Origin of the sequence: Microcoleus sp. A6-C6, assembly GCF_036705955.1 — a bacterium.
Classification (GTDB): Bacteria; Cyanobacteriota; Cyanobacteriia; order Cyanobacteriales; family Microcoleaceae; genus Microcoleus.
In genome coordinates this window covers 168,452-191,247 of the sequence record NZ_JAUBVR010000001.1, presented here as the reverse complement: position 1 = coordinate 191,247, position 22,796 = coordinate 168,452, and the positions used below count along the sequence as shown (strand labels likewise).

Annotated in this window: 20 protein-coding genes and 1 other RNA gene; 12 read left to right on the top strand and 9 right to left on the bottom strand. The window is 46.0% G+C overall.

Annotated elements, in window-relative coordinates:
* Window positions 1-60: 60 nt before the first annotated feature.
* The 6 genes from QUB52_RS00835 to QUB52_RS00810 form a co-directional block, all read right to left on the bottom strand.
* A complete protein-coding gene (locus QUB52_RS00835; RefSeq protein ID WP_332969364.1) occupies window positions 61-1,269 on the bottom strand; it encodes a DegT/DnrJ/EryC1/StrS family aminotransferase in 1,209 nt (402 codons plus the stop codon).
* Window positions 1,270-1,895: 626 nt separating this feature from the next.
* Complete coding sequence (locus QUB52_RS00830; RefSeq protein WP_332972115.1) at window positions 1,896-2,471, bottom strand: alpha/beta hydrolase; 576 nt, start codon at window positions 2,469-2,471, stop codon at window positions 1,896-1,898.
* A 472-nt stretch (window positions 2,472-2,943) separates the two neighbouring features.
* Entirely contained in the window at window positions 2,944-3,252 is a 309-nt protein-coding gene (locus QUB52_RS00825) for a DUF3493 domain-containing protein (RefSeq protein WP_265235239.1), read from the bottom strand.
* Between the two features lie 235 nt (window positions 3,253-3,487).
* Entirely contained in the window at window positions 3,488-4,720 is a 1,233-nt protein-coding gene (locus tag QUB52_RS00820) for a DUF445 domain-containing protein (protein ID WP_265235263.1), read from the bottom strand.
* A 192-nt stretch (window positions 4,721-4,912) separates the two neighbouring features.
* Complete coding sequence (gene ubiE / locus QUB52_RS00815) at window positions 4,913-5,614, bottom strand: bifunctional demethylmenaquinone methyltransferase/2-methoxy-6-polyprenyl-1,4-benzoquinol methylase UbiE (protein ID WP_332970694.1); 702 nt, start codon at window positions 5,612-5,614, stop codon at window positions 4,913-4,915.
* A 206-nt stretch (window positions 5,615-5,820) separates the two neighbouring features.
* Complete coding sequence (locus tag QUB52_RS00810; RefSeq protein ID WP_265235241.1) at window positions 5,821-6,765, bottom strand: response regulator; 945 nt, start codon at window positions 6,763-6,765, stop codon at window positions 5,821-5,823.
* 154 nt (window positions 6,766-6,919) lie between these two features.
* Here QUB52_RS00810 and QUB52_RS00805 point away from each other — a divergent pair, with 154 nt between their 5' ends.
* Entirely contained in the window at window positions 6,920-8,014 is a 1,095-nt protein-coding gene (locus tag QUB52_RS00805; protein WP_265235242.1) for a RuBisCO accumulation factor 1, read from the top strand.
* 117 nt (window positions 8,015-8,131) lie between these two features.
* Window positions 8,132-8,299 (top strand): hypothetical protein, encoded by a 168-nt coding sequence (locus tag QUB52_RS00800; protein ID WP_332970693.1) that lies wholly within the window; start codon window positions 8,132-8,134, stop codon window positions 8,297-8,299.
* A gap of 42 nt (window positions 8,300-8,341) precedes the next feature.
* On the opposite strand, the gene QUB52_RS00795 is transcribed toward QUB52_RS00800, so the two are convergent.
* Window positions 8,342-9,343, bottom strand: coding sequence for a DUF4349 domain-containing protein (locus QUB52_RS00795; protein ID WP_332972116.1), 1,002 nt, complete (start codon window positions 9,341-9,343; stop codon window positions 8,342-8,344).
* 166 nt (window positions 9,344-9,509) lie between these two features.
* Here QUB52_RS00795 and QUB52_RS00790 point away from each other — a divergent pair, with 166 nt between their 5' ends.
* The 4 genes from QUB52_RS00790 to QUB52_RS00775 all read left to right on the top strand — a co-directional run bounded on the left by QUB52_RS00790 (window position 9,510) and on the right by QUB52_RS00775 (window position 14,524).
* A complete protein-coding gene (locus QUB52_RS00790; RefSeq protein WP_332972117.1) occupies window positions 9,510-11,975 on the top strand; it encodes an ATP-dependent helicase in 2,466 nt (821 codons plus the stop codon).
* 256 nt (window positions 11,976-12,231) lie between these two features.
* Entirely contained in the window at window positions 12,232-12,975 is a 744-nt protein-coding gene (locus QUB52_RS00785; RefSeq protein WP_332972118.1) for a dienelactone hydrolase family protein, read from the top strand.
* 108 nt (window positions 12,976-13,083) lie between these two features.
* On the top strand, window positions 13,084-13,983 hold the full coding sequence (locus QUB52_RS00780) for a S1 RNA-binding domain-containing protein (protein WP_265235248.1): 900 nt from the start codon (window positions 13,084-13,086) through the stop codon (window positions 13,981-13,983).
* A gap of 325 nt (window positions 13,984-14,308) precedes the next feature.
* On the top strand, window positions 14,309-14,524 hold the full coding sequence (locus QUB52_RS00775) for a type II toxin-antitoxin system HicB family antitoxin (protein WP_332970690.1): 216 nt from the start codon (window positions 14,309-14,311) through the stop codon (window positions 14,522-14,524).
* Window positions 14,525-14,553: 29 nt separating this feature from the next.
* Here QUB52_RS00775 and QUB52_RS00770 read toward each other — a convergent pair whose 3' ends face one another.
* Together QUB52_RS00770 and purD are read right to left on the bottom strand one after the other, a co-directional pair.
* A complete protein-coding gene (locus QUB52_RS00770) occupies window positions 14,554-16,725 on the bottom strand; it encodes a HAMP domain-containing sensor histidine kinase (RefSeq protein ID WP_265235250.1) in 2,172 nt (723 codons plus the stop codon).
* A gap of 343 nt (window positions 16,726-17,068) precedes the next feature.
* The gene (gene purD / locus QUB52_RS00765; protein WP_332967891.1) at window positions 17,069-18,349 is read right to left on the bottom strand and encodes a phosphoribosylamine--glycine ligase; all 1,281 of its coding nucleotides are present in this window, start codon (window positions 18,347-18,349) and stop codon (window positions 17,069-17,071) included.
* A 338-nt stretch (window positions 18,350-18,687) separates the two neighbouring features.
* On the opposite strand from purD, the gene QUB52_RS00760 reads away from it, so the two are divergent.
* From QUB52_RS00760 to QUB52_RS00735, 6 genes are all read left to right on the top strand, one after another.
* A complete protein-coding gene (locus QUB52_RS00760; RefSeq protein WP_332972119.1) occupies window positions 18,688-19,986 on the top strand; it encodes a 5-(carboxyamino)imidazole ribonucleotide synthase in 1,299 nt (432 codons plus the stop codon).
* Window positions 19,987-20,036: 50 nt separating this feature from the next.
* Window positions 20,037-20,224: non-coding RNA, 6S RNA (gene ssrS / locus QUB52_RS00755), on the top strand.
* Window positions 20,225-20,854: 630 nt separating this feature from the next.
* Window positions 20,855-21,037, top strand: a complete 183-nt coding sequence (locus QUB52_RS00750) for a hypothetical protein (RefSeq protein WP_265235253.1) — start codon at window positions 20,855-20,857, stop codon at window positions 21,035-21,037.
* Between the two features lie 199 nt (window positions 21,038-21,236).
* Window positions 21,237-21,434: a 50S ribosomal protein L35 gene (rpmI, locus tag QUB52_RS00745; RefSeq protein WP_096830688.1), complete on the top strand. Its 198-nt coding sequence runs from the start codon at window positions 21,237-21,239 to the stop codon at window positions 21,432-21,434.
* 19 nt (window positions 21,435-21,453) lie between these two features.
* On the top strand, window positions 21,454-21,810 hold the full coding sequence (gene rplT, locus QUB52_RS00740; RefSeq protein WP_265235254.1) for a 50S ribosomal protein L20: 357 nt from the start codon (window positions 21,454-21,456) through the stop codon (window positions 21,808-21,810).
* Window positions 21,811-22,081: 271 nt separating this feature from the next.
* Window positions 22,082-22,612, top strand: a complete 531-nt coding sequence (locus QUB52_RS00735) for a tetratricopeptide repeat protein (RefSeq protein ID WP_265235255.1) — start codon at window positions 22,082-22,084, stop codon at window positions 22,610-22,612.
* Window positions 22,613-22,796 lie beyond the last annotated feature (184 nt).

Below are 22,796 nucleotides of genomic sequence, written 5' to 3'. Positions count from 1 at the left end.
GGAATCAGGAGTAGGATGATTGACTCTGAAGGATCGAAGCAATCATCCTATTTCAGGAATTTAGCCTGCTGTTGCCAGAATATAATTCTGAGTTTTGCCGATCGCCAAACACTTTGTAACACCAGCAATTACATCTTCAACATCTGCATCTGTTAATTTTGCTGAAATCGGCAAGCTAACTGTATGACGTCCGATGTAGCGAGCATGAGGATAGTCTTCGGTCTGCCATCCAAACATTTTTTGATAGACAGGATGTTCCGGTATACTCATGTAATGTACGCCGACACCGATATTTTCAGCATTGATAGCGTTGAGAAACTCGTCGCGACTGATTCCTGCTCTGGCTTCGTCTACCAGAATTGTGTACAGGTGATAACCATGAATTGTGTCCGGTTCGGGGCTTGCGGGCAAAGTAATCGGCAGATCCGCAAATGCTTCGTTGTAGCGCTGCCAAATCTGCTCCCGCCGCTGCCAATAAGGGGTGACTCGTTTTAATTGATGAATGCCGATCGCAGCTTGCAGATCCATCATATTGTATTTAAAGCCGACTTCCACCACTTCGTAGTGCTTGTAACCCGAGTCGCTGAAGCGCTTCCAAGCATCTTTGCTCATACCGTGCAGCGCTAAAATGTTAAGCCTGTCGGTATCTTCTTGACTCTTGACGATAATCATTCCTCCTTCGCCCGTCGTGATGTTTTTGGTAACATAAAAGCTGAAACATCCGAAGTCGCCAAAGGTGCCTGCTTTCCGTCCCTTGTACTGTGTTTCGATCGCGTGAGCGCAGTCTTCAATCAACTTCAAATTGTGACGGCTAGCAATGGAACAAAGCGCATCCATATCGCAGGGACGACCGGCGAAGTGAACCGGCAAAATTGCCTTAGTTTTTGGAGTTATTTTAGCTTCGACTTGAGCCGGGTCAATATTCATTGTCACCGGATCTACATCCGCCAGTACCGGTGTTGCTCCAGCGTGAATAATCGCATTAACTGTAGCGCAAAAAGTCATCGGAGTAGTAATGACTTCATCCCCAGGTTGCAAGCCAGCAGCGAGGACGCTCAAGTGCAGTCCCGCCGTACAGGAATTAACCGCAACCGCGTACTGGGATCCCTTGTAAGCATTGAATTCGTCTTGAAAAAGCCTGACTTTCGGGCCCGTACCCAACCAACCTGTTTTCATGGTTGCCACCACTTCTTGAATTTCAGCATCTTCGATCGCCGGAGCGCCGAAAACCAAGAAACGGTCTTTTGGACGAATAGGATTGTTTTTCATGTTGCTAGTGTTAGCCAGTATATAGAGTCGATGGAATGAAAGTGTACTACCCTGAAAAGTACGATTTTATTTGGATGTGAGGTGCTGTTAATTAATCCAGTCTCTCACCCTTTCCGTTTTTAACTTTTTTTAGTCAAAAGTTTGGGGGAATGCGTTGTGTAATGTTATCTGTGATAGCACGAGCTTACTAATGACTGGTCGTTTTTCTGCAAGCGCCTGACTCTGACAGCATTTCCATATCTTAAGATACATAATCTGTAATGTCCAGCCGATCGTATTTCTGTTTGTGGGGAATACAGAAGCTCTTGCCCGCATTTTTTTCTCAAAAAACTTTCCTAAACAAAAATATGATTTCTCCCTATAAACTTTTTATTAACTGTCGAACATCTATCTTGAGATAGATTTTAGAGCAAAATTAGACGATGTGAGATTTGCCATTTTTCGATTTGAGATTTGGGACTGACTGATTCCCGTCGGGTTTGGAGCTTGTCTACCGCTGCATTCTTGTTTTAGACTCGTGTTAAAATCAGGAAATTTTGCAAAAATAAAATGTGAGTTTGGTGTAATTTATGCAGGTTGCGAAACATGGTGCGATCACCCAAATCAACCCCGGTTGACAAAATCCGCTACAATCTCGGCAGACGAATCTTGTTCAAAATGTCTTGGAGCCGTTCTGAAACGCCGCCCAATTGTTCTGACAAAACTACAAGTTTACCGTAAGCTTCAACTAAGCGATCGCCATCAACGTAAACTTCTGGAGTCGGATAATTCTTCATTGTTTCCAGCAACGTAATCTCGTTATCATTAGTTGCAGATAGCACCAATGCCGATCGCAAAGCTTCTCGATTTGCATTCCCAGAAGGAGTCCGAATTACCTGACCAACCTCATCAAGAATCACTTCTCCAACTTTACTATTCAGCGTCCGATCCAAAAACCTTGGATTGACTTTAACCGGCCTGGTCAGATAACGGCGTAGTGTTTCGGGGTCTTTTTTTGCCTTTCCCAGCAGCATTTCTAACCCAGGCGACATTTTCCCAGTTTCTGCAAAAACTTCTAATTCACTGACTGGTAAAGTCATTCGGATCACACTGTATTTGAGCACTACCTTTTCGGCAGCCACCGCAGCACTGCTGTAAAATAGAATTCCCGCACCTGCTGCTACAAATAACGTCCACCGCCCTTTGAAAAATGACCGCCCCATAGTAAAATCTCCCAACATCTTTTTCTACTTCGACTTTGGCACATCTAATTAGTTACTGCACTGGCAAATTGGTTCGGGAAACGCCTTCGGGATGCGATCGTCCCAACACTTAAGTATAAAATCAAACATAAAATTTACACAAAACTCGATCGAGACTTGAATTTTCCCCAATTTCCCCGAAGCCCAATCCCAGATTCCCACAAAAACACCAAGCGCCAACTCTTCTCTAATTGAAGGCTGGCGCTGGGCTTAAATTTGTTTTGTATATTTAGGGTCTTTATCCAAGCTGACCCCAATTGAACGAGTTAGAAACGGTTTATGATTAGGGTCTTTAAATTTGCTGACCCCAATTCAACCAACCTCTTCATAATTACAGGGATCGATCGCTTTCCCAGGATTTCGTAATAATTTCTTTATCTTTATAACTTTTGCTTGCCTCAGATATATTTTTGTGTCTATTTGTAAATTTTTGTTACTTCGACTTCGGCGATCGGGCTTCGGCGCGCTGCTCCAGGCGAAACAGAAACACCATCAGAGCCACGACTCCCACTTGCAGGGCAAAATTGGGCAAAGCAGAGCCAATTTCCCGGCCAGAGGCAATTTTAGCGAGGAAAACCACGCCGCCGATGAAGCCGGAAGCGCCACAAGCTACGTAGACAAACTGTCGCAAAGGCCGATAGGGAGCGGCGATTTCTGCGGTTAAACGCTCGTATTGTTGGCGGCTGAGGTTGCGAGGGTTTTTGGGGATGTACGGGCGATCGTCCGAATTTGGGGCTGCCATAAATTTAATAAATAAGTAAATTAGATCGGACGTACCGTTGAAACCGCATCTACACAAACAAATTCCACTCCAAGCGGAATGAATAAAATAACCTAATTGTAATCGCTCAGTCTTCAACCCGCTCCCGTCGGGTTTTGTTTGAAAAGAAGCGGTTTCAACCGCCCGGTCTTATGTGCGCGCAAGTTCTGTGATAAATATCATACTACAACAATTATCTCAAAACTGCCGAAATAAATCACCGCTGAAGCAAAAGCACAACTGTCTGCAAACAGCCTACGAAAATGCCCAAAACCCCTCCTAAATTTACAATTCCCTGCAATTCGCTTTTGACGATTCCCTGAATTGCTAACTCTAAATCTTCGGGAGAAGTACCTTTTACTCGATCGACAATCACCTGGTCGATATTCAAAATCGGGATAGCCTGAGCTACAATATTTTCTAAATCCCGCTCCAGATATCGCTCTAAAACCAAAGCCAGTTCTTTGCTGACAATTTCCAGCGAAGCGCTCATCACCGCTGAAGTTTGCAATCGATTGAGAATCAACCGCGAAATATTTTCCCAGTCAATAGATTTGCTCAACCCATCAAGTACCTCCGTACCCCGCTCTTGAACGTAGCTACGAACGCTGTCGCGCATAGTTTTTCGCAACTGTCTCACCGTCGAAACCGGTAAGTTTTGCATCGACAAATTTTGCAGCCATTCCTGAAGTCGCCCGCGAATTCCCAAAGAAACAGTTAACTCTGCTAACCGCTGATTTGTGACTTGTCTGTCATCTAGACAAAAAGTCCGCAGCCGAGTTAAAGTGTTACGCAAACCAAACAAATTTGCTACTACCCAATAGGTGCCGCTGCTTTTTTCTCGAAACCCTTCATCGATGATCGAAATATTGCGATCGGTCAAAAAGTCAATCAAAGCCTGCCGCAGCACTTCCGGCGGTATTACTATCTGCAACAGCCAATCAGCCAACTGGCCCGCCTGAGCTTCAGTTAACTGAATTTCCAGCAAAACTTGGTCAAAAATTTGATTGAGCTGAGCTTCTAAAAAATCTTCCCGGCGCGCCAAAACTTTGAGAATTCGCGGCACAGATTCCCCCAACAAATCTCGCAGAATGTTAGCAAGAATTTTAGCGGTTTTTTGCTCTGCGTCTGCTTTTACCTGATCCAGCGCCAACTGCAACAGCCAGAGGATTATCGACTGCATCCGCTCAGTTTGCAGGAGGCGACGTGCTAATTTTTGCAGTTCCTGCGGCGTCAGCAGCGAACCCATAATTGTGTCGGAAATTCGCTTTGCTAAGCGTTCTTGGTTGCGGGGGATTAAGCCGGGAGTGAAAGGTAACTTCCGCCCTTTGATATAAATAGGTCGATAGGGGCGGAACAGCATTTTGATAGCTATATCGTTGGTGAAATAGCCAATAATTCCTCCCACTACAGGTGGGGCAAACAACAGCCAAATATCAGACGGGTTCATCAATAATTGGGGAATTGGGAATTGGGAATTGGGCGAAGCGAAGCGGAGGCATGGGGCATGGGGCATGGGGCATGGGGCATGGGGCATGGGGCATGGGTAATAGTTAATGGTTACTTGTTAGTGATTTTTCTAATAACCAATTCCCAATTCCCAATTCCCAATGACTAATGACTAATGACTAATGACTAATGACTAATGACTAATGACCAATACTCCCATCATAGCTCCGGCAATGGGATAGTGGGTGGCGGTGGCAAATCCGGCTTGGTGGGCGATCGCGACTTGCTGCTCGCCGATCGGGAATTTTTCTAAACTAGGATTAATGTAGGCATATTCTTGAGTCATCCCAAATTGCTGAGCAATGGGCACTACGAGAGTGTCCAGATAAAACTGCTGAAAGCTCCGCATGAGGGAATTGCTGGGGCGGTGGAGGTCGAGAATAGCTGCTTTGGCGCCTGGTTTGAGGACGCGGTGCAGTTCCTGAAGACTGCGGGGGATGTCCGTCACGTTGCGGAGGCCGTAACCCATTGTGGCGCAGTCGAAGTAATTGTCGGCAAAAGGCAAGTCTAGGGCATCAGCTTCTACCCAGGTAATGGGACTTGCAGGGGTGAGAAAAGGTCGATCGCGCTGGCCCGCAACTGCCAATTGTGCGGCGGAAAAATCTACTCCAAATACGCAACCGGTAGACCCTGCTTGTTTTGCCAACAGCAATGCTATGTCCCCACTACCGCAGCACAAGTCTAAACAAGTATTTCCGGGGCCGGCACCGCTCCATTTGACCGCCATTTGCTTCCAAATCCGGTGCTGCCCCAAGCTCAACCAGTCGTTCATTTGGTTGTAAACTGGTGCAATTCGATTAAATATAGTTTTAATTTGTTCTGAGTTATTAGTCATTAGGAAGAAGGAAGAAGGAAGAAGGAAGAGGGAAGAAGGAAGAGGGAAGAGGGAAGAAAGATTTAAATGTAAAAAATTGGGATTTGCGATCGACCGCACAAGTAAGAAAGCCAGTAATTTCGCTTTTTGTCTGGGGGAAAGTTTACGGTCTATCGGTCAAATAATCCATAACTAATGACTAATGACTGATGACTAATGACCAATGACTACTTATCCTGAAAACTCGTCAATACCAAAGCAACTTGTTGAGCGGCGAGGTGAACTGTTGTGAGTTCGTCGGGGCGCAGGGAACAAGGTTGCTTCCACTGGAGGGACATCATGGCGATCGATCGACCTTTGTGAACTACTGGGACGCTGAGGTGAGCTTGAATGCCAGATTTTTGATAGTGCGGCAGACTCGCTAGGGCTGCGTCGGTCGTAATATTCACAGCACCCTGCATAGTTTGAGAGGAGATTGCCTCTAGAACCAGAGGGTCATCTGCTAGCCAATTTTCCACAATTTGGCCGCTGCTGTGAGTGCCTTGGGTTGGCATTAAAACAGTTCCTTCCACCAGTTGCAAAATACAAGCGTCCGCCAAGAAATTATCGCTCACAGCAGTAGCAATTGGCTCTAAACTTGCTTCCACACTCGGATAATCCATAGCCGTTTGCATGATTGTTGCTAACAGTTGTATTTGATTTTGGGCACGGTGCAATTCCTCAGTCCGCTGCTTGAGAACTTCATAGGTCTCGGCCGCTTTTTGCACCACCATTTTCAATTCGTTCGGGTCCCAAGGCTTGGTGATATACTTGTAAACCTGTCCGGAGTTAATCGCATCCACCAAGTCTTCAATATCCGTAAAACCAGTCAAGATAATTCTGACAGTATTCGGAAACTGTGGCACGGTCTTGCTGAGAAATTCCGTTCCCTTCATTTCTGGCATTCGCTGGTCGGAAATGATGACGGCGACCTCGCCCTCGATGCCGAGGACTTCCAAGGCGCGAATCCCGCTCTCAGCTTTGAGCACATTAAAATCTCGTCGGAAAGTGCGGTAGAGTAAATCCAGATTGTCTGGTTCATCGTCTACTACCAGCATTTTGGGTTTTTTCGGTCGGTGTAGGGTCATGAGCTGGCGTTTAATTTGATCTAGCTCTGGAATGGCATTATCCATAACAATACGATAAACTCCCCTTGGCAAATTTAGGTGAGCAACTATTCTGTAACAATAGTCTCATAACTCACTCTATCCATCGATCGCTATGCAGCGACACGATCCTTGCTGATATCGAATCACACATAAATTAGCGCTGATTTTTGATTCAATTATGACTGATACACCTCAAGATTCCTCCGCTCCTGCATCTGCACCCTCCACGAATGCTGTGGATGTCGAAAAGTTAATTCGATCGCTCCGCCGCAAGGAAGGCACTTGGGTAGAGTGGGGACAGGCCTGCACGGCTCTGCTGCAAGCGGGCTGCAATTCTCAGCAGATTTTTGAACAAACTGGTTTTGAGCCAATTCAGCAAAATCAGGTCGGCGTTGCAGCCCAAGTTTACACCAGCATGGTCAATGCTGGCGCTTCGGAAGAAGTTCGATCGCACTTTCTGCGGAAAGGTAGTGACATTTTATACGAGTTTCGGATTCTCTCTCAAGCAGAGCGGGCTGGTGCGGCAGCTTTGATGCTAGCCCAAAATTTGGATGTTGACGATGCTCGCCAAGTTGCCAAAGCGATCAAAGAGTTTTCGCACTTCGGGAGTCTGCCGCAGGGCTTTACAGACACTCCTGGGGATGCTGTAGCTTACCAGTGTTGGCAGTTGGCGAGACAGAAAAGCGATTTGCAAGAGCGATCGCGCTTAATTGCTCGCGGCCTAAAATTAGCTAGTAGCCAAAGTGCTAGGGCACAAATCGAGCAGTTGTTGGTCGATTTTACAGTAGTTGCGAGGCGGGCTGCGCCCCGATTGCCAATCTATCGGCTCGATTCTGAGGAACAATTGCCGCGGATTGTCCCCGTGGTGGGTAAATTGCCGCTTTCTACGTCAGATTTGCTGGCAGTGCCTTTGCCGGAGGAAATCTGGCCGTTCCGAATGGTAAAATTTTCGGGAGCAGGAGCTTGGGTGGCGATTCCTGGATGGCAGGTAATTTTGAACGCGGAAGATCCGGTGGCGGTTTTGGAAATGAGCGATCGATTGCCGGTACCGCTCGAAGGTAAAGTTGAAGAAGTTTTGATTATTGCCGATCGCGCCCAAAGACAGTGGGATGCTGACAGTTATTTTCTCGCAGATAACGGCGGAAATTTAGAATTGCACTGGTTTGAAACATCCCCAGATATTGCAGTTTTGGGGCGAGTTGTGCTGGTGATGCGGCCGAAGAAGATTGTGGATGAAGATTATACCAAAGATGGATGGCAAATAGACGATTAGTCAGTTGACAGTTGACAGTTGACAGTTGACAGTTGACAGTTGACAGTTGACAGTTGACAGTAGTCATTAGTAGGGTGCGTTGCGAGCGAAAATCCCTAAACAAAGATCGATAATCTCATGGCGACGCATCTTATACCATTTTTGATTGGCGATTGGCGATGGGGAATGATATCAAGTGCGATCGATCGCAATATTTCCGCGCTTGGTGCGTCGCTACCAGATATTCGAGTTGCTCCAAATATGGTCTGCTCTTCGTCACCCCCTACGGCATCTAATGACCAATGACTAATGACTAATGACCAATGACTAATGACCAATGACCAATGACTAATTAGGCGGTTTCGGTTCTTGAATTTTCGGAACAGAATGCTGTTTCCTAAATCGATTAAAACCGTAAGCCGCAGCCCCAATTACCAGGAAATAAGGACTGTAAGCCAACATCCAAATACCCAAAGCAAACAAACCAAGCGTCAATTCGCCCACAGAATGAGTCGCTTGTCCCCAAGTTTCCTGCATCCGCAAACCGAGAGAAGGTTCGGGATCTTGCTGAGCCGATACTGCTGCTTCGAGAGTTAAGTTAATAGTTGAATAGGCCACTTGATTTCGCAAACTTTTTAACTCAGCGTCAATGCGCTCAATAGACTCCCGAATATTGCTCAACTCTTGAGCAGCTTTCAGCACATCGCCCACAGAACCCGATCGCTCCATAATTTTTAACACAACTTCTTCCGATTTGCGAAGATTCCTCAGCCTAGCGTCATTATCAACTAATTGAGTAGTAACATCCTCAGCCGTAAGCCCTCGGTTCTGTACACTTCCGAGCTTGGCCAAAGCATCTAAAGTAGTTTCTAACTTTGCTTGAGGTACCCGAATCTCCACCGTTGCGGTTTGGCGGATACTAGAATCCGGTGGCTTTTGGTTTTGGAAACCTAAGACATCGCCTTGCTGCTTTTTCACAATCTCGGTAACAGATTTACTGCTAGTGTCAATTGATTTGACAACGACACTGAGTTCGGCTTTTTTAATCAGTTGGGGAGGAGTTGCTGGAGTTGCTGGGGGTGCTGTTTTTGATACAGCAGAAGTTTTTGACTGTGCGTCTTGTCTTGTGATTGGGGCGGGTGAGGATTGGGGCGCAGATGCGGCCATTTGGCTTTCGCGGCTGCTGGATGAAGCTATGCCACTTGTAGCGTTGGGTGGTGGGGCTCCGCAGCTTGGCAAAGCAATGGCGGAGGATAAAGTTAAGAATGCTACAACTGCAAAGCGAGTTGTGCTGTTGTTATCTGGGTTTGGCTTGTGCGGCGGGGAATTGGTTTTGAGGTGAGTTTTCATTGGGGGTTTTTCCTGTAAAAAGGTTTGGGTATTAGATTTTATGCTGGTTTTAATTTAAGCTCGAATAGATAGCGTTAGTTTACCTGATACAAAAATGGAAACGGTAGAGGTTGAAGATTTTTAGATTTTTAACCGCAGATGAACGCAGATAAACGCGGATGTAATAATGACTGATGAATTTGATCCTGATTTTAGCCGATCGCCTACCGAGCTCGATCGCCCGGATGCAGCCTCAGCGCTTTCAAACTCAGAGATTGCCGCCGTTTTGCGAGAACAAGCTTGTCTGAAAATTCGCGCCAGCTTGCGTGCGGGCCAGCACGAGATGGCGGATTGGCAAGGCGGCCCCCTTGCGGTTTCGGCAGTTCCAGGGGCCGGGAAGTCTACGGGAATGGCTGCTGCGTCGGCAATTGCGATCGCCCGTAACCAGCTTCACAACCGCCGCCAGTTAATTGTCGTGACGTTTACGCGATCGGCTGCTGCTAATATTAAGACTAAAATTCGCCAAAGACTGCAACAGTTATCTTTATATCAAGGCGGTTTTGCAGTGCATACTTTGCACGGTTTAGCATTAAATATTGCAATGCGCCATCCCGATTTGTCAGGTTTAAATTTAGAAAATTCGACCTTAGTCACTCCGACTCAAAATCACCGATTAATTCGGACTTGTGTAGAACTTTGGATTGCCGAAAATCCCCGCAGATATCAAGTTTTGTTGGAAGGACAGCAATTTGATGGAGAGGAAACGGAGAGGCTGCGGCGACAATCGGTTTTACGGACGGAGATTTTGCCGCAGTTAGCTAAAACGGTGATTCACGAGGCAAAATCTTCGGGTTTGTCACCAGAAGACTTGTTAGAAATGAGCGCTCTTGATACTGGAGACGGTTATGAAATTTTAGCGGTAGCCGGCGGTTTATATCAAAAATATCAAGCTTTGTTGAGGAGTCGGGAATTTATCGATTATGACGAAATGATTTTAGCAGCTTTGCGGGTGTTAGACAATCCGAGAGCAAAGGCGATCGAGCAAAAGCAAGTATTTGCCGTTTTCGAGGACGAAGCCCAGGATTCAACACCTTTGCAGACTGAACTTTTGAAAAAATTGGCTATCGATCCAGAGCGTCCTAATTCACCTCCCAATTTTATCAGAGTTGGCGATCCAAATCAAGCAATTAATTCTACCTTTACTCCCGCAGATCCAATTTATTTTAACCAATTTTGTGACGACTGCGAAGTTGAAAATAAATTAGCGACAATGGACGGTGCGGGTCGGAGTACCCAGGTAATTATCGATGCAGCTAACGAGATGTTGCAATGGGTGAATAGCTCGGAATTTGCCAAAATAGAAAAACCTTTTCGCGATCAAACTATTAAGACCGTACCCAGCGATGATCCGCAGCATGATGCAAATCCCGCACCCATTGGTCGCGGCTTAGAATTGCATAATCCCCGCGATATTTACCAGAGTGTTGAGTTAATTGGCAAACGAGTCATTGAATTAGTTGAGGCATTTTTGCCGGAGGATTTTGACTGGGCGAACAATGAGAATAATCTCGAACTGGGCGGTCAAGTTAGCGATGCAGAAAACCCTGCAAAATTGCCCTTAGAAAATTTAAAATCTATGGCGATTTTAGTGCGTGAAAATAAACAGGGTAAATTTATCAAAGAAGTTCTAGAGAATCCGAAAAAACACGGATTAAGCTTTGATTTAAGTAAATACGGGATTAAAATTGAGGATGTGGGAGAGCGAGATAGACATTCTCAAGTGCCTTTAGAAATCTTAACATTGCTCCAATTTCTCGATCGCCCGCACTCACCAGACTACCTAAAAGCAGCCTTAAAGATTTTGAGCGATCGGCAACTCATCCCCAAACAAGATTATAATGCTTTTGCGACAATCCCCGAACAATTTCTATATCCAGGCCCCCTAGACCCGAAGCAGTCAGATCCAGTTAAGAAATGTCGCTATTTTTGCTGCGGTTTGCTACAAGCCCGCTTAGAACTTCCACCATATCAAATCATCTCATTTCTTGCCCTAGCACTGCAATACGATCAAACAGAATTAGCCACAGCCGACAAACTAGCAGAACGAGTAGCAATTCAAACTGTCGGTAACAATTCAATGAGCAATATTTTAAGTGTAATCAGCGAAATTGCCAGTTCAGAAAAATTTGAACCTGTGGATGCAGACGACAAAATAGAAGAACGCTACACCAGCAAAGGTCAATTAACAATTATTACCATGCACAAAGCCAAAGGCTTAGATTGGGATTGCGTGTTTATCCCTTTTTTGCACGAACAAACCATCCCCGGAACTTTGCGAGTTTTGCCACAAACTAGATTTCTTGGAGATTTCACCTTGGCCGAAGTAGCGAGAGCACAAATTCGAGCAAGTTTGCACGAAAAATATCCTTTACCCAATCTGGGTGAAGCCTGGGAACAAGCAGATTATTTGAAAAAAGCCGAAGAGTTTAGATTGCTTTATGTAGCGATGACGCGAGCCAAAAGTTTGCTGTGGATGGCGGCGGAGAAGAAAGGGCCTTTTACTTGGAACAAACCGGAGAATTTGCAGGAACAAAAACCTTGTCCGGTGATGCCAATTTTGAAACAGAGATTTCCGGGAAATGTGATATTGTAGACTTGAGGATTAGTTACTAAAAAAAATGGGAACTTACATCTTACATCCTTGTTAGCAACGGGCAAGATGCCCGTTCCACAAAATTTGATTTTATTGTGGAATTGGCCCCAGAGCACTATTGTTAAGAACGGGCAAGATGCCCGTTCCACAAAACTTAATTTTATTGTGGAACGGGCATCTTGCTCGTTCGTTAAAAAAATATCATTCACAAATGATTTAGACTTGCCATACAGCAAAATTTGCACTAAAACTAACTATGACCAACCCAGAAATTCGCACAGCTAATATTACATTTCCCAACGGAGATTTGCAAATCGCCGCTTACCTAGCCCAACCCGCCACAGCAGGGCAATTTCCCGCAGTTATCGTCATCCAAGAAATCTTTGGCGTTAACTCGCACATCCGCGAAGTTACTGACAGAATAGCAAAGGAAGGATATGTGGCGATCGCCCCAGCCATCTACCAGCGTCAAGCCCCCGGCTTTGAAACCGGCTACACGCCCGAAGCTATCAAAATTGGCAAAGAATACAAAGAACAAACTACCGCATCCCAACTGCTGAGCGACATCCAAGCCGCCATCGATTACCTCAAAACCTTACCATCCGTCAAACAACAAGGTTTTGGCTGCATCGGTTTCTGCTTTGGCGGACACGTCGCCTACCTCGCCGCTACTTTGCCCGGAATCAAGGCCACAGCGTCTTTTTACGGTGCTGGTATTGCCACGGATACCCCCGGCGGAGCCCCCACGATTGATCGCACAGCCGACATTAAAGGCACTCTCTACGCCTTTTTTGGCACTCAAGACCCCAGCATTCCCTCAGAACAAGTTGACCAAATTGCCACAGAATTGGAAAAACACAGTATTCCTCACCTAATTTTCCGCTACAATGCCGATCACGGCTTCTTCTGTGACCACCGCGGCAGTTACGACGCTACCGCAGCAGCCGAGTCGTGGGTGCAGGTGAAGGAGCTATTTCGACAGGAACTTCAACCTGTTTAGAGATGAGGAGATGGGGAGATGGGGAGAATTTTCTACTAACAACTGACAACTGACAATTGACAACTGACAACTGACAATTAACAACTGACAACTGACAAATAAACTGACATGAATTCCAAATCTACAGGTTCTCAAAGCGCAAAAGCATCTTTTTCGATGGATGATTTTGCTAAAGCCCTCGAACAGCACAATTACGAGTTTCAAAAGGGACAAGTAGTGCGTGGTAAAGTGTTCGAGCACGACTCAAACGGCGCGTATGTTGATATCGGCGGCAAGTCTTCGGCTTTTTTGCCGATCGAAGAGGCTGCTTTGAGAACAATTACGGATTTGTCGGAAGTGGTTCCGCTGGATGAGGAACAGGACTTTTTAATTATCCGCGAACAAGATGCCAACGGCCAAGTTACTCTGTCTCTGAAACAGTTACAAGTTCAGCAAGCTTGGGAAGATTTAGTTGCATTGCAGGAAACTGGTAAAGTGCTTCAGGTGCGGGTTTCTGGCGCGAATAAGGGCGGCGTGACGGTGGATGTTGAGGGAATGCGCGGCTTTATTCCCCGATCGCACTTAGCCCAACGCGATAACATAGAATCGCTAATTGGTCAATCTTTGACCGTGAATTTCTTGGAAGTCGATCGCGAACGAGAAAAACTCGTACTTTCGCAACGGATGGCGACTCAATCTTCTGCTTTCCGTCAGTTGGAAATCGGTCAATTGGTGGAAGGAACAGTCAGCAGTATCAAGCCTTTTGGCGTGTTTGTGGACTTGGAAGGAGTTAGCGGTTTGCTACACATCAAGCAAGTCAGTCAAAAATATATTGAGAACCTGGCACAAGTTTTTGCCCCAGGCCAACCCCTGAAAGCCGTGGTGGTTGATCTAGATGAAAGTCGCGGCCGAATTTCGCTTTCTACTCGGGTACTGGAAAATTATCCAGGGGAAATGGTGGATAAAATGGCGGATGTCATGGATACCGCAGAAGAGCGATCGGAACGTGCTCGAAAAACTCTTTCTTAGGTCTTGATATAATTACCCGTTTACTCGTTTTCACGCTAACCCTGGAAACGAGTAAACGAGGAGAAATTTAGGGAAAATTGGGGAAATGTGCGATCGGGCTTCCTATCCTGTCCGGTAAATTAACAACAATAGACTTCTTGCATATAGATCCACAATATCTATAAACCCGCCCCCACCGCACGACAGAATTTTGAACTCAGAAACCCGGTTTATTGCGTGATTTATAGTTCCTCGTCGCAAAATTCGTAGAAACCGGGTTTCTAGCCCAGTGCGTTAACAATGAAACTGTCCGAAGTGTTGTTATTGCGATCTTTCCAGAGGAATAATGAGAGAATATGTTGTAATCTTTGAATGGGCCAGCGCTAACTATTCAGCTTATGTTCCAGATTTGCCTGGTTGTATTTCTACAGGTAAGACACTTGAAGAAACAGAAAACAATATTAAAGAAGCAATTGAGCTTTATATTGACACCCTCCGAGATGATGGTCAACTCATCCCAGAACCATCGCTTAAGGCTAAGACAATTTCTGTCGCAGCTTAATTAACATGAATTTCAATTTTCATTTTCCATTAAACAGTTTTAGCTGGGGTCGAACTTGTTTCAGTCTCTACCTTTGCTTCCACCGGCCAAGCATTTTCCATATCTAGTGATTGTTTATGCTGATAAACTGGTAAGTCAAACCAGAAAGTTGTACCCACATTAACTTCGCTAACTAAATTGATTTTAGTGTGGTGCTTGTCAATAATGTTTCTGACAATCGAAAGACCTAATCCGGTGCCTTCTAGAGTGTGAACTCGGTTTTCTACTCGGAAAAAGCGATCAAAAATTGCTTGTTGGTCTTCGGGATCTATGCCAATCCCAGTATCAGAAATTTCGATCCGCACTATCGGAAAATCTCTGGTATTCGGTGACAAATTGTGGTTCCCGGATGCGCTGTCTTTGTCGGCCACCACGTCCGAATCTACCAAATACGCTCGAATTCCGACCTTGCCGCCGGACTCCGTAAATTTTAAGGCATTTCCTACTAAATTCCCAAATACTTGCAGCAGCAAATCGTAATGACCTAAAGCTGGTGGCAACAATGGGTCAACGTCTTGCTCTAATTGAATTCCTTTATCCTTTGCATTTAACTGATAAGTCCGCAGGGTTTGTTCGACAGCTTGCGGGAGGTCAACTGCGTCTAGTTGATAGATTCGGCAGGATTCTAGGCGTGACAAGTCTAACACGTCGTTGACTAAACGGGTGAGGCGATCGGTTTCTCGATTGGCAATTTCTAGGAATTCCCGGCGCTCGCTTTCTTGAAGGTCTTCTCCGTACTCCTGGAGAGTCTCGATAAAAGATTTGATATTAAATAAAGGCGTTCTCAATTCGTGAGAAACATTGCTGATAAAATTGCTTTTAGCCTCATTTAGTTCTACTTCGCGGGTGATGTCTTGTACTGTCATTGCAATGCCTTTGAGACTTTCGCGGTACTGTCCAGAACCTTGATGTTTGGAGGTTTCTTCGTAGAAAGTACACTCTATTGCCTTCGGGCGTTCCGACTCGGTACAGGTATTTTCCTCATCGCGGACGCAGCTTTTGCACAGTGGTTCGGAGTCGGATGCTTTGTGCAGAATGACAGTAGTTAAAACAATCCGTATGGTACGGTTGACTGGTTCGCTGATTGAGATGCGAAATTCGCCGCCTTCGCGATCGCCCGCAGCTATTTCCTGCAGGGGTCTTGCTAGCTCGCGCTGCACTTCTGAAGGTAAAATATTTACGACGTTAATGCCGATCGCATTTTTACCTTCCCATCCAAAAATCCGCCTCCCCGTTGGGTTAACTAAAATCACCTGCAAATTCGCATCCAGCAACAGCGCCCCGTCAGCAATAGTTGAAACCAAAGTTTCCAACTTCGCTTTTTCCGCTGTCAACTCTTCAATATTTTGTTCTTCATAACTTTCTAATTTCTCGGCCATCTCGTTAAAACTGCCAATCAACTCGCCCAATTCTCCCCCCAAAGGCAGGTCAACTCGCTGCTTAAAATTCCCGCCCGCGATATTTTTTACCCCAAATACTAATTGTTTGATCGGGTGAGTAATTGTCAGGGCATTAAATACAGCGCCCAAAATAACCATCACCCAAATGGTGACAAATACTGCTAAAGTGACATCCCTAGTCAGATTTGAAGAGATCACTGCTGCGGGATTTGGGTTAATGCCGATCGCCAAAACGCCTAAATATTTATCTTCGTGAATTAGCGGTACAAATACATCAGTCACTTCTCCGTCTGGCGTTAAGTGCTGCCGCACCAAAGGCAAAGAAGTCAAATTTCTCGCCTCAATGTCGGCGATAAAATTATCCGGGAGTTTAATTTGGCGGCGCAGCGTCAGGGAAGTGCGCACCTCCGATTCCGAGAAAGGTATTCCCAGAAAAATATCCCCTGCTTCGTCGGCGTACAGCATATAGCGGACGCTGGAGGTGCTGCTGTAAAATTGGCGGGAAAAACGGGCAACTTCTGAGCGATCGTTTTTCGCAATCAGTGGCGCCACATTGGCCGATAACAGCAAACCGAGGTCGCGGCCGTAGCGAGTATCGTTAAGTCTGGCATCTTGCTGGATAGTATTCACGGCCCAGAAAGTCAGGGCGCTCATAATTAACGAAACTACGAGGGTAGCACCGGCCATCAGGCGAGTCTGGAGGGTAAAATCCGACCACCAGCGGGCAATAATTTCTCCGATTTTGTTTAGTATGGCCAGCATTTTACCAGTTCACCAGTTTAATATTAAAAGCAAGATTAAGTAGAAGGAAGAAGGAAGAAGGAAGAAGGAAGACGGAAGACGGAAGACGGAAGAAGGAAGACGGAAGACGGAAGACGGAAGAAGGAAGACGGAAGAAGGAAGACGGAAGAAGATATACACAGCAATCTTTTTAGCGATCGATATTTTACGTTTAATTAGGTAGATTTGCTTAATAGAGTTTTTGGTCGATCGAATTTTCAGCAGCGACCAGTCCGCTACCGCCACCGCAGAGATACCAAACTTCATTGTTACACTTCTACTTTGAGAATGCTTGGCTTGCCGATGGCGGTCGATGTCGCAATTCCTAATTTTGATCGCCCAACGCTCGACGGCCGATGTCCCGGCGACAGTAGACCCCTTCAAATTCAATACAATCTACTGCTGTGTAAGCTTTGTTTATAGCTTGTTCCAAAGTTTCCCCCGTCGCAGTCACACCCAAAACGCGGCCGCCCTCGGTAACTAACTGCTGCTTCAACTGAGTGCCGGCGTGAAACACTTCTGCACCTTTGGCTTCAGCTTCCTCAATACCTGTAATAATTTTGCCTTTTTGGTAATTTCCAGGATAGCCCCCCGAAGCCAAAACTACGCACACAGCAGCCCCCGACTTCCAGCGAATGTTGGAATATTCACCGAGACGCTGCTGACAACAAGCCAGCACCAAATCTTCCAGAGGAGTCTCCAGCAGGGACAAAACCGCTTGAGTTTCGGGATCTCCGAAACGACAGTTGAATTCTAAGACTTTGGGTTCTCCTTCCGCTGTAATCATTAAACCTGCGTAGAGGACGCCCCGGTAGTCGATGTTGCGTTTTTGCAGCGCGGCGAGGGTGGGTTCCAGAATTTCTGTTTGAATCCTCTCCATGAGCTCTGGGGTGACAATGGGCGCTGGGGCGTAGGCTCCCATACCGCCGGTGTTGGCTCCCTTGTCGCCTTCGCCGATCGCTTTGTGGTCTTGGGCCGGCAGCAGCGGTTCCACCGTGATACCGTCGGTAAGGGCGAGAATCGAAACTTCTTGACCAGTTACATATTCTTCGATGACGACTCGGATGTTGTCGGTGCCGAATTCACCTCGAAAAATGGTGTTGATGGCGCTGTGAGCCATTTTGACGGTGGTGGCAACGGTGACTCCTTTGCCTGATGCGAGTCCGTCTGCTTTGATGACTATGGGAATTCCTTGCTCCACAACGTAGGCTTTGGCTGCTTCTGCGTTTGTAAATACGGCAGCTTTGGGTGTTGGGATGCCTGAAGAGAGCATCAATTCTTTGGCCCAGGATTTGCTCGATTCAATTTGGGCGCCGGCTTTGGTGGGGCCGAAAATCATCAGTTTTCGCTGTTGGAAGTAGTCAACGATGCCTAGCGATAGGGGCAATTCTGGGCCCACGATGACGAGTCCGATGTTGTTCACCATCACAAAGCGTTCGATGCCTTGGAAGTCGTCGATGTTGAGCGACAGATTTTGACAGCCTTTGGTGGTAGCTGTGCCGCCGTTGCCCGGTACGCAGAAGACTTGTTTAATCCGCGTAGATTCTAGCAGTTTTTTCGCGATCGCGTGTTCGCGACCTCCATTCCCCACAACCAAAACTTTCACAGCATCCTCACCTATAAATTTTGTTCTCTGAATGTTTGATTTTCAGTGTTTGCACCTGTCTATCTGCTTTTTGCAGTGCTGTCAATTATGCCATGCTTGGCGCGAAGGAATTGCTAGATGTGGCACTTTTCTGGAGGAGTGGGACTGGAGCGCTGTTTACCAAAACCTGGGATCGTTCAAGAATCAAAGACTTTCGCCTCCAAATTTTTCTGGGTACTGCCTCGATTCAATCATGCAATTTGAAAAAAGAACCTGGCTTTTAAATATTCAATTACTCTCATTCATCCTGGTACAAATAGCGATAAAATAGACAGGTTGACACCAGGAATTTTACTCACATGAAATCAAATCAAACCGCTGCGAGTTCGTCTGCCAAATTGAAGCGGGTGGGCGTTGTCGGCGGCGGCCAGCTAGCTTCGATGATGGGAGATGCTGCTAGCGCGCTGGGTATTGAATTGGTAGTGCAAACTCCTAATGCTACTGACCCGGCAGTTTCGGTTGCTGCGGGTGCTGTTTTCGCTGCTGTTGATGATGTTTTGGCTACGGATCAATTGGCGGATGGCTGCGATGTTATTACTTTTGAAAATGAGTTTGTAGATTTGGATGGTTTGCGGGTATTGGAACAGCAAGGTGTGTTATTTCGACCGAGTTTGTCGTCGCTTTCTCCGTTGTTGGATAAGTACGTACAACGCTGTTATTTAAAAGATTTAGGTTTGCCAACTCCGAGGTTTTGGGCGCTGAATGATCTGGCAGATTTGCGCCTGGATTTGTTGCTGGAACCGCAGGGTGTGGAGGATGATCCCATCGTTAATGAAGTTGCGATCGATAATTTAGCAATTTCTGTTTCCGACAGCGCACAGATGGAACAAGACTCGCAATCTGGGGCAATCAACTTTCCGTTTGTCGTCAAAGTTCGCCGCCACGGTTATGACGGCCAAGGTACTTTTATTGTTAAAGAACGGGCAAGTTTTGAGTTAATTAGTGCTAAACTTAAAGGTCAGTCTTTGCTGGTAGAAGAGTTTGTGCCGTTCGATCGCGAATTAGCAGTGATTGCGGCTCGATCGCCAACTGGGGAAATTGCGATTTACCCGATCGTCGAAACTCAACAGCAAAATCAGGTTTGCCGCCTGGTGATTGCACCCGCCGATATTAGTTTAGATGTCAAAACCGCAGCTTGTGCGATCGCCCGCACTCTCCTCAATGACTTGGAAGCTGTCGGCATATTCGGTATTGAATTATTTTTAACCGCCGACAATAAGCTGTTTGTCAATGAAATTGCCCCCCGCACCCACAACTCAGGACATTTTACCATCGATGCTTGCGAAACTTCACAATTTGAACAGCATTTGCGCGCAGTTTGTCAACTGCCTTTAGGCAATTGCGATCTGAAATGTGCAGGTGCTGTGATGGTAAATTTGCTAGGCTACGAGTCTGCCGAGTCGGATTATTTAGAGAAACGAAAAGAACTGGCACAAATCAGTGGCGCTTTTGTGCATTGGTATGGTAAAAAAGAATCGCGTCCGGGTCGCAAACTCGGTCACGTTACTGTTCTGTTCGACGGGGACTTGGGGGGGAATGGGGGAAAGTCAGCTAGTGCGATCGCTCAAACCGTAGAATCCATCTGGTATGCAAGTTAAATTGCTCAAAGCTTGCCAAAATCTGGTTAGTTGCTGTATATTAAATAAAGGTTCTACTGCGACGTTGGTGACTGCCAATAATGTTTTTTTGATCTATAACTCTTAACTCTAGGGAATCAAGATGTTTGGACAGCAGTAAACTGGGCTTGTACCCAGAAACTTTAAGTCCGAGCCAACGGTGCCCACCTGGTAAAATACCAGGTCAAAAGCTGAGGTAAGACGGCGTTGCGGTGAACCATCATAATTTTGATTGAGATAGGCGCTGTGAAATATGGCTAGCCTATTTTTTTTTGATATATGGGAATTGAGAATTGGCAATCTTTAGGTTGATTTCATAATTTTTTGATTGATAGGAAAACCGCAGATTAAGGCGGATAAACGCAGATGCGGATTTGGCTTTTTCTGTTTATAAAACCCATTTGAGATATATTCTGCGTAAATCTCAGAAACCGCGTTTATTTCTATATTTCTCGTCACCCAACCCAAAAACTCGTAGAAAGCCGGTTTCTCACCACTCGCTGTAAATCTCAGAAACCGGGTTTATTTCTATATTTCTCGTCACCCAACCCAAAAACTCGTAGAAAGCCGGTTTCTCGCCACTCGCTGTAAATCTCAGAAACCGGGTTTATTTCTATATTTCTCGTCACCCAACCCAAAAACTCGTAGAAACCCGGTTTCTCACCACTCGCTGTAAATCTCAGAAACCGGGTTTATTTCTATATTTCTCGTCACCCAACCCAAAAACTCATTTTGCGAAAAAGCAATTTCTTAACAGTGCGAGCTTAAGAGATCGCGAGTGTTGAATAGAGCGCGAGTTCTTAAGCTCGCACGCTCAAAATTGCAACTGAGATGCTCCCTGAAAGTAGGTTTGAGACAGTGTGCGGCCGAAATGGTGGCGGCTCAAAAGTTTAATGAAATTAACAATATCCCGATCGCCACAATTTATGGCAGCGTCACCAGCGGTACTGTTTGGAGATTTTTGAAGTTGGAGGCAAAAACTCTGACAATTGACCTCAATGACTATGCTGTGCCTCCTGTGGCGCACTTTTGAGGCGGTTGGTTTGGATGGTGCGCGACGGTTAGCTCGATCGACCTTCAGCTAAAATTCTACAATCTGGGGTTGCGCGAAACCAATGTGATCGCGCGATCGCCCTCCGACGCTCTCCCTAAATCGCAACCCGCAAATCTCCCTTGCAGAAAGTACCAAAAACGTGATACCGTTAGAGCTTGTGTCCAAATAACACCATCCCATGCCAAAACTCAAAACTCGCAAAGCAGCCGCAAAGCGCTTTAGAGCGACCGGCACCGGTAAAATTGTGCGCCGCAAAGCTTACAAAAGCCACTTGCTTTCACACAAAAGTTCAGCTCGCAAAAGCCGTCTCTCTAAGCTGGTCGTCATCGATGAGACCAATGATGCTAACGTGCGGTTAATGCTTCCATACTTGTAAAGTTTAACGGAAATTAAAGATGACACGGGTAAAACGCGGTAATGTCGCCAGAGCGCGCCGCAAAAAAATTCTCAAATTAGCTAAGGGTTTCCGAGGCGCACAGTCCAAACAGTTCCGCACAGCTAACCAACGGGTGATGCAAGCCCTGCGTAACGGTTATCGCGATCGCAAAAAACGCAAACGCGATTTCCGCCGCCTGTGGATTGCTCGGATCAATGCTGCATCTCGCCTACACGGTACGAGCTACAGCAGACTGATCGGCAACATGAAGAAAGCCAATATCGAAATCAACCGCAAAATGCTGGCACAAATGGCAATCATTGACCCTGCAACATTCGGTAAAGTCGTGGAAATGGCAAACCGAGCCGGAGCGTGAAAGCTCGATCGGTTTTGAGAAGGAAGAAAGCAGAAGTAAGAAAGATTTAGCTATCTGCCAGAGAAGGAAAACTCCTGATAAATTTAGGAGATTGAGACCAATTTTCCTTCTTTGTTCTTACTTCTGGATTCTTGCTTTTTGTGAAATCGCGATCGGGCTAGTCGATCGCCGTTTTCGTGTTTTTTATACAGTTGCAGAGGCAAATCTCTGAGATTAGCTGAATTAAAATAAATAAAACCTTCCACTGAATCTACCTAATTTTAAGAAAAACATGGACAGTAATTTGCTAATTGTTTACGTGTCTGTTTTGCTGATTATACTCGGCAGCAGTGCCTGGTTTATTGTGCGCCAGATTTTCAAAACTCGGAGGCTGGAAATGTCCTTGGAACGCTTAGAAAACAAGCTGACCCTAGAAAAAGGAACAGCACAGGAATACTATGAGTTGGGAAGTATTTATGTAGATAAAAAACTTTACTCCCAGGCGATCGTACTGTTTCAAAAAGCCCTGAAAACCCAAGACGTAGAAGGCGAAGCAGATCTGGCGTTTCTTTACAACGCCCTAGGTTTTGCGCACTTCGGCCAAGAACAGTACGACATCGCAATCCGCCAGTACAAAGAAGCCCTGAAGTTGCAACCAGAATACGTTACATCTCTCAACAATCTGGGTCACGCCTACGAGCGCAAGAAATTAATAGCTCAAGCCTTGGAAATGTACGAACAAGCCCTCGCCTACGATCCAGAGAATGCCACGGCTAAAAAGCGAGTAGATTCCCTCAGGAAGCGTTTAGTAATCTATAATTGATCGCCGGTGTTACAAGCAATACAGATCCCGCCAACCTGGTTTCATTCCGAAACCGGGTTTTTTGTTCCCATAATCAAAGAGACTCAACTATCGAACACCTTAATGCGTTAGTTTTTAAGAACAGCAATTCAGCCACTGCGATCGCACACCATCCCAACAGTTTAAACTACTGTCAAGATCAAAG

Coding starts and splice junctions, on each gene's coding strand:
- QUB52_RS00835 (WP_332969364.1), bottom strand. CDS start 1,269: ATGAAAAACAATCCTATTCGTCCAAAAGACCGTTTCTTGGTTTTCGGC.
- QUB52_RS00830 (WP_332972115.1), bottom strand. CDS start 2,471: ATGGGGCGGTCATTTTTCAAAGGGCGGTGGACGTTATTTGTAGCAGCA.
- QUB52_RS00825 (WP_265235239.1), bottom strand. CDS start 3,252: ATGGCAGCCCCAAATTCGGACGATCGCCCGTACATCCCCAAAAACCCT.
- QUB52_RS00820 (WP_265235263.1), bottom strand. CDS start 4,720: ATGAACCCGTCTGATATTTGGCTGTTGTTTGCCCCACCTGTAGTGGGA.
- ubiE (WP_332970694.1), bottom strand. CDS start 5,614: ATGACTAATAACTCAGAACAAATTAAAACTATATTTAATCGAATTGCA.
- QUB52_RS00810 (WP_265235241.1), bottom strand. CDS start 6,765: ATGGATAATGCCATTCCAGAGCTAGATCAAATTAAACGCCAGCTCATG.
- QUB52_RS00805 (WP_265235242.1), top strand. CDS start 6,920: ATGACTGATACACCTCAAGATTCCTCCGCTCCTGCATCTGCACCCTCC.
- QUB52_RS00800 (WP_332970693.1), top strand. CDS start 8,132: ATGGCGACGCATCTTATACCATTTTTGATTGGCGATTGGCGATGGGGA.
- QUB52_RS00795 (WP_332972116.1), bottom strand. CDS start 9,343: ATGAAAACTCACCTCAAAACCAATTCCCCGCCGCACAAGCCAAACCCA.
- QUB52_RS00790 (WP_332972117.1), top strand. CDS start 9,510: ATGACTGATGAATTTGATCCTGATTTTAGCCGATCGCCTACCGAGCTC.
- QUB52_RS00785 (WP_332972118.1), top strand. CDS start 12,232: ATGACCAACCCAGAAATTCGCACAGCTAATATTACATTTCCCAACGGA.
- QUB52_RS00780 (WP_265235248.1), top strand. CDS start 13,084: ATGAATTCCAAATCTACAGGTTCTCAAAGCGCAAAAGCATCTTTTTCG.
- QUB52_RS00775 (WP_332970690.1), top strand. CDS start 14,309: ATGAGAGAATATGTTGTAATCTTTGAATGGGCCAGCGCTAACTATTCA.
- QUB52_RS00770 (WP_265235250.1), bottom strand. CDS start 16,725: ATGCTGGCCATACTAAACAAAATCGGAGAAATTATTGCCCGCTGGTGG.
- QUB52_RS00760 (WP_332972119.1), top strand. CDS start 18,688: ATGAAATCAAATCAAACCGCTGCGAGTTCGTCTGCCAAATTGAAGCGG.
- rpmI (WP_096830688.1), top strand. CDS start 21,237: ATGCCAAAACTCAAAACTCGCAAAGCAGCCGCAAAGCGCTTTAGAGCG.
- rplT (WP_265235254.1), top strand. CDS start 21,454: ATGACACGGGTAAAACGCGGTAATGTCGCCAGAGCGCGCCGCAAAAAA.
- QUB52_RS00735 (WP_265235255.1), top strand. CDS start 22,082: ATGGACAGTAATTTGCTAATTGTTTACGTGTCTGTTTTGCTGATTATA.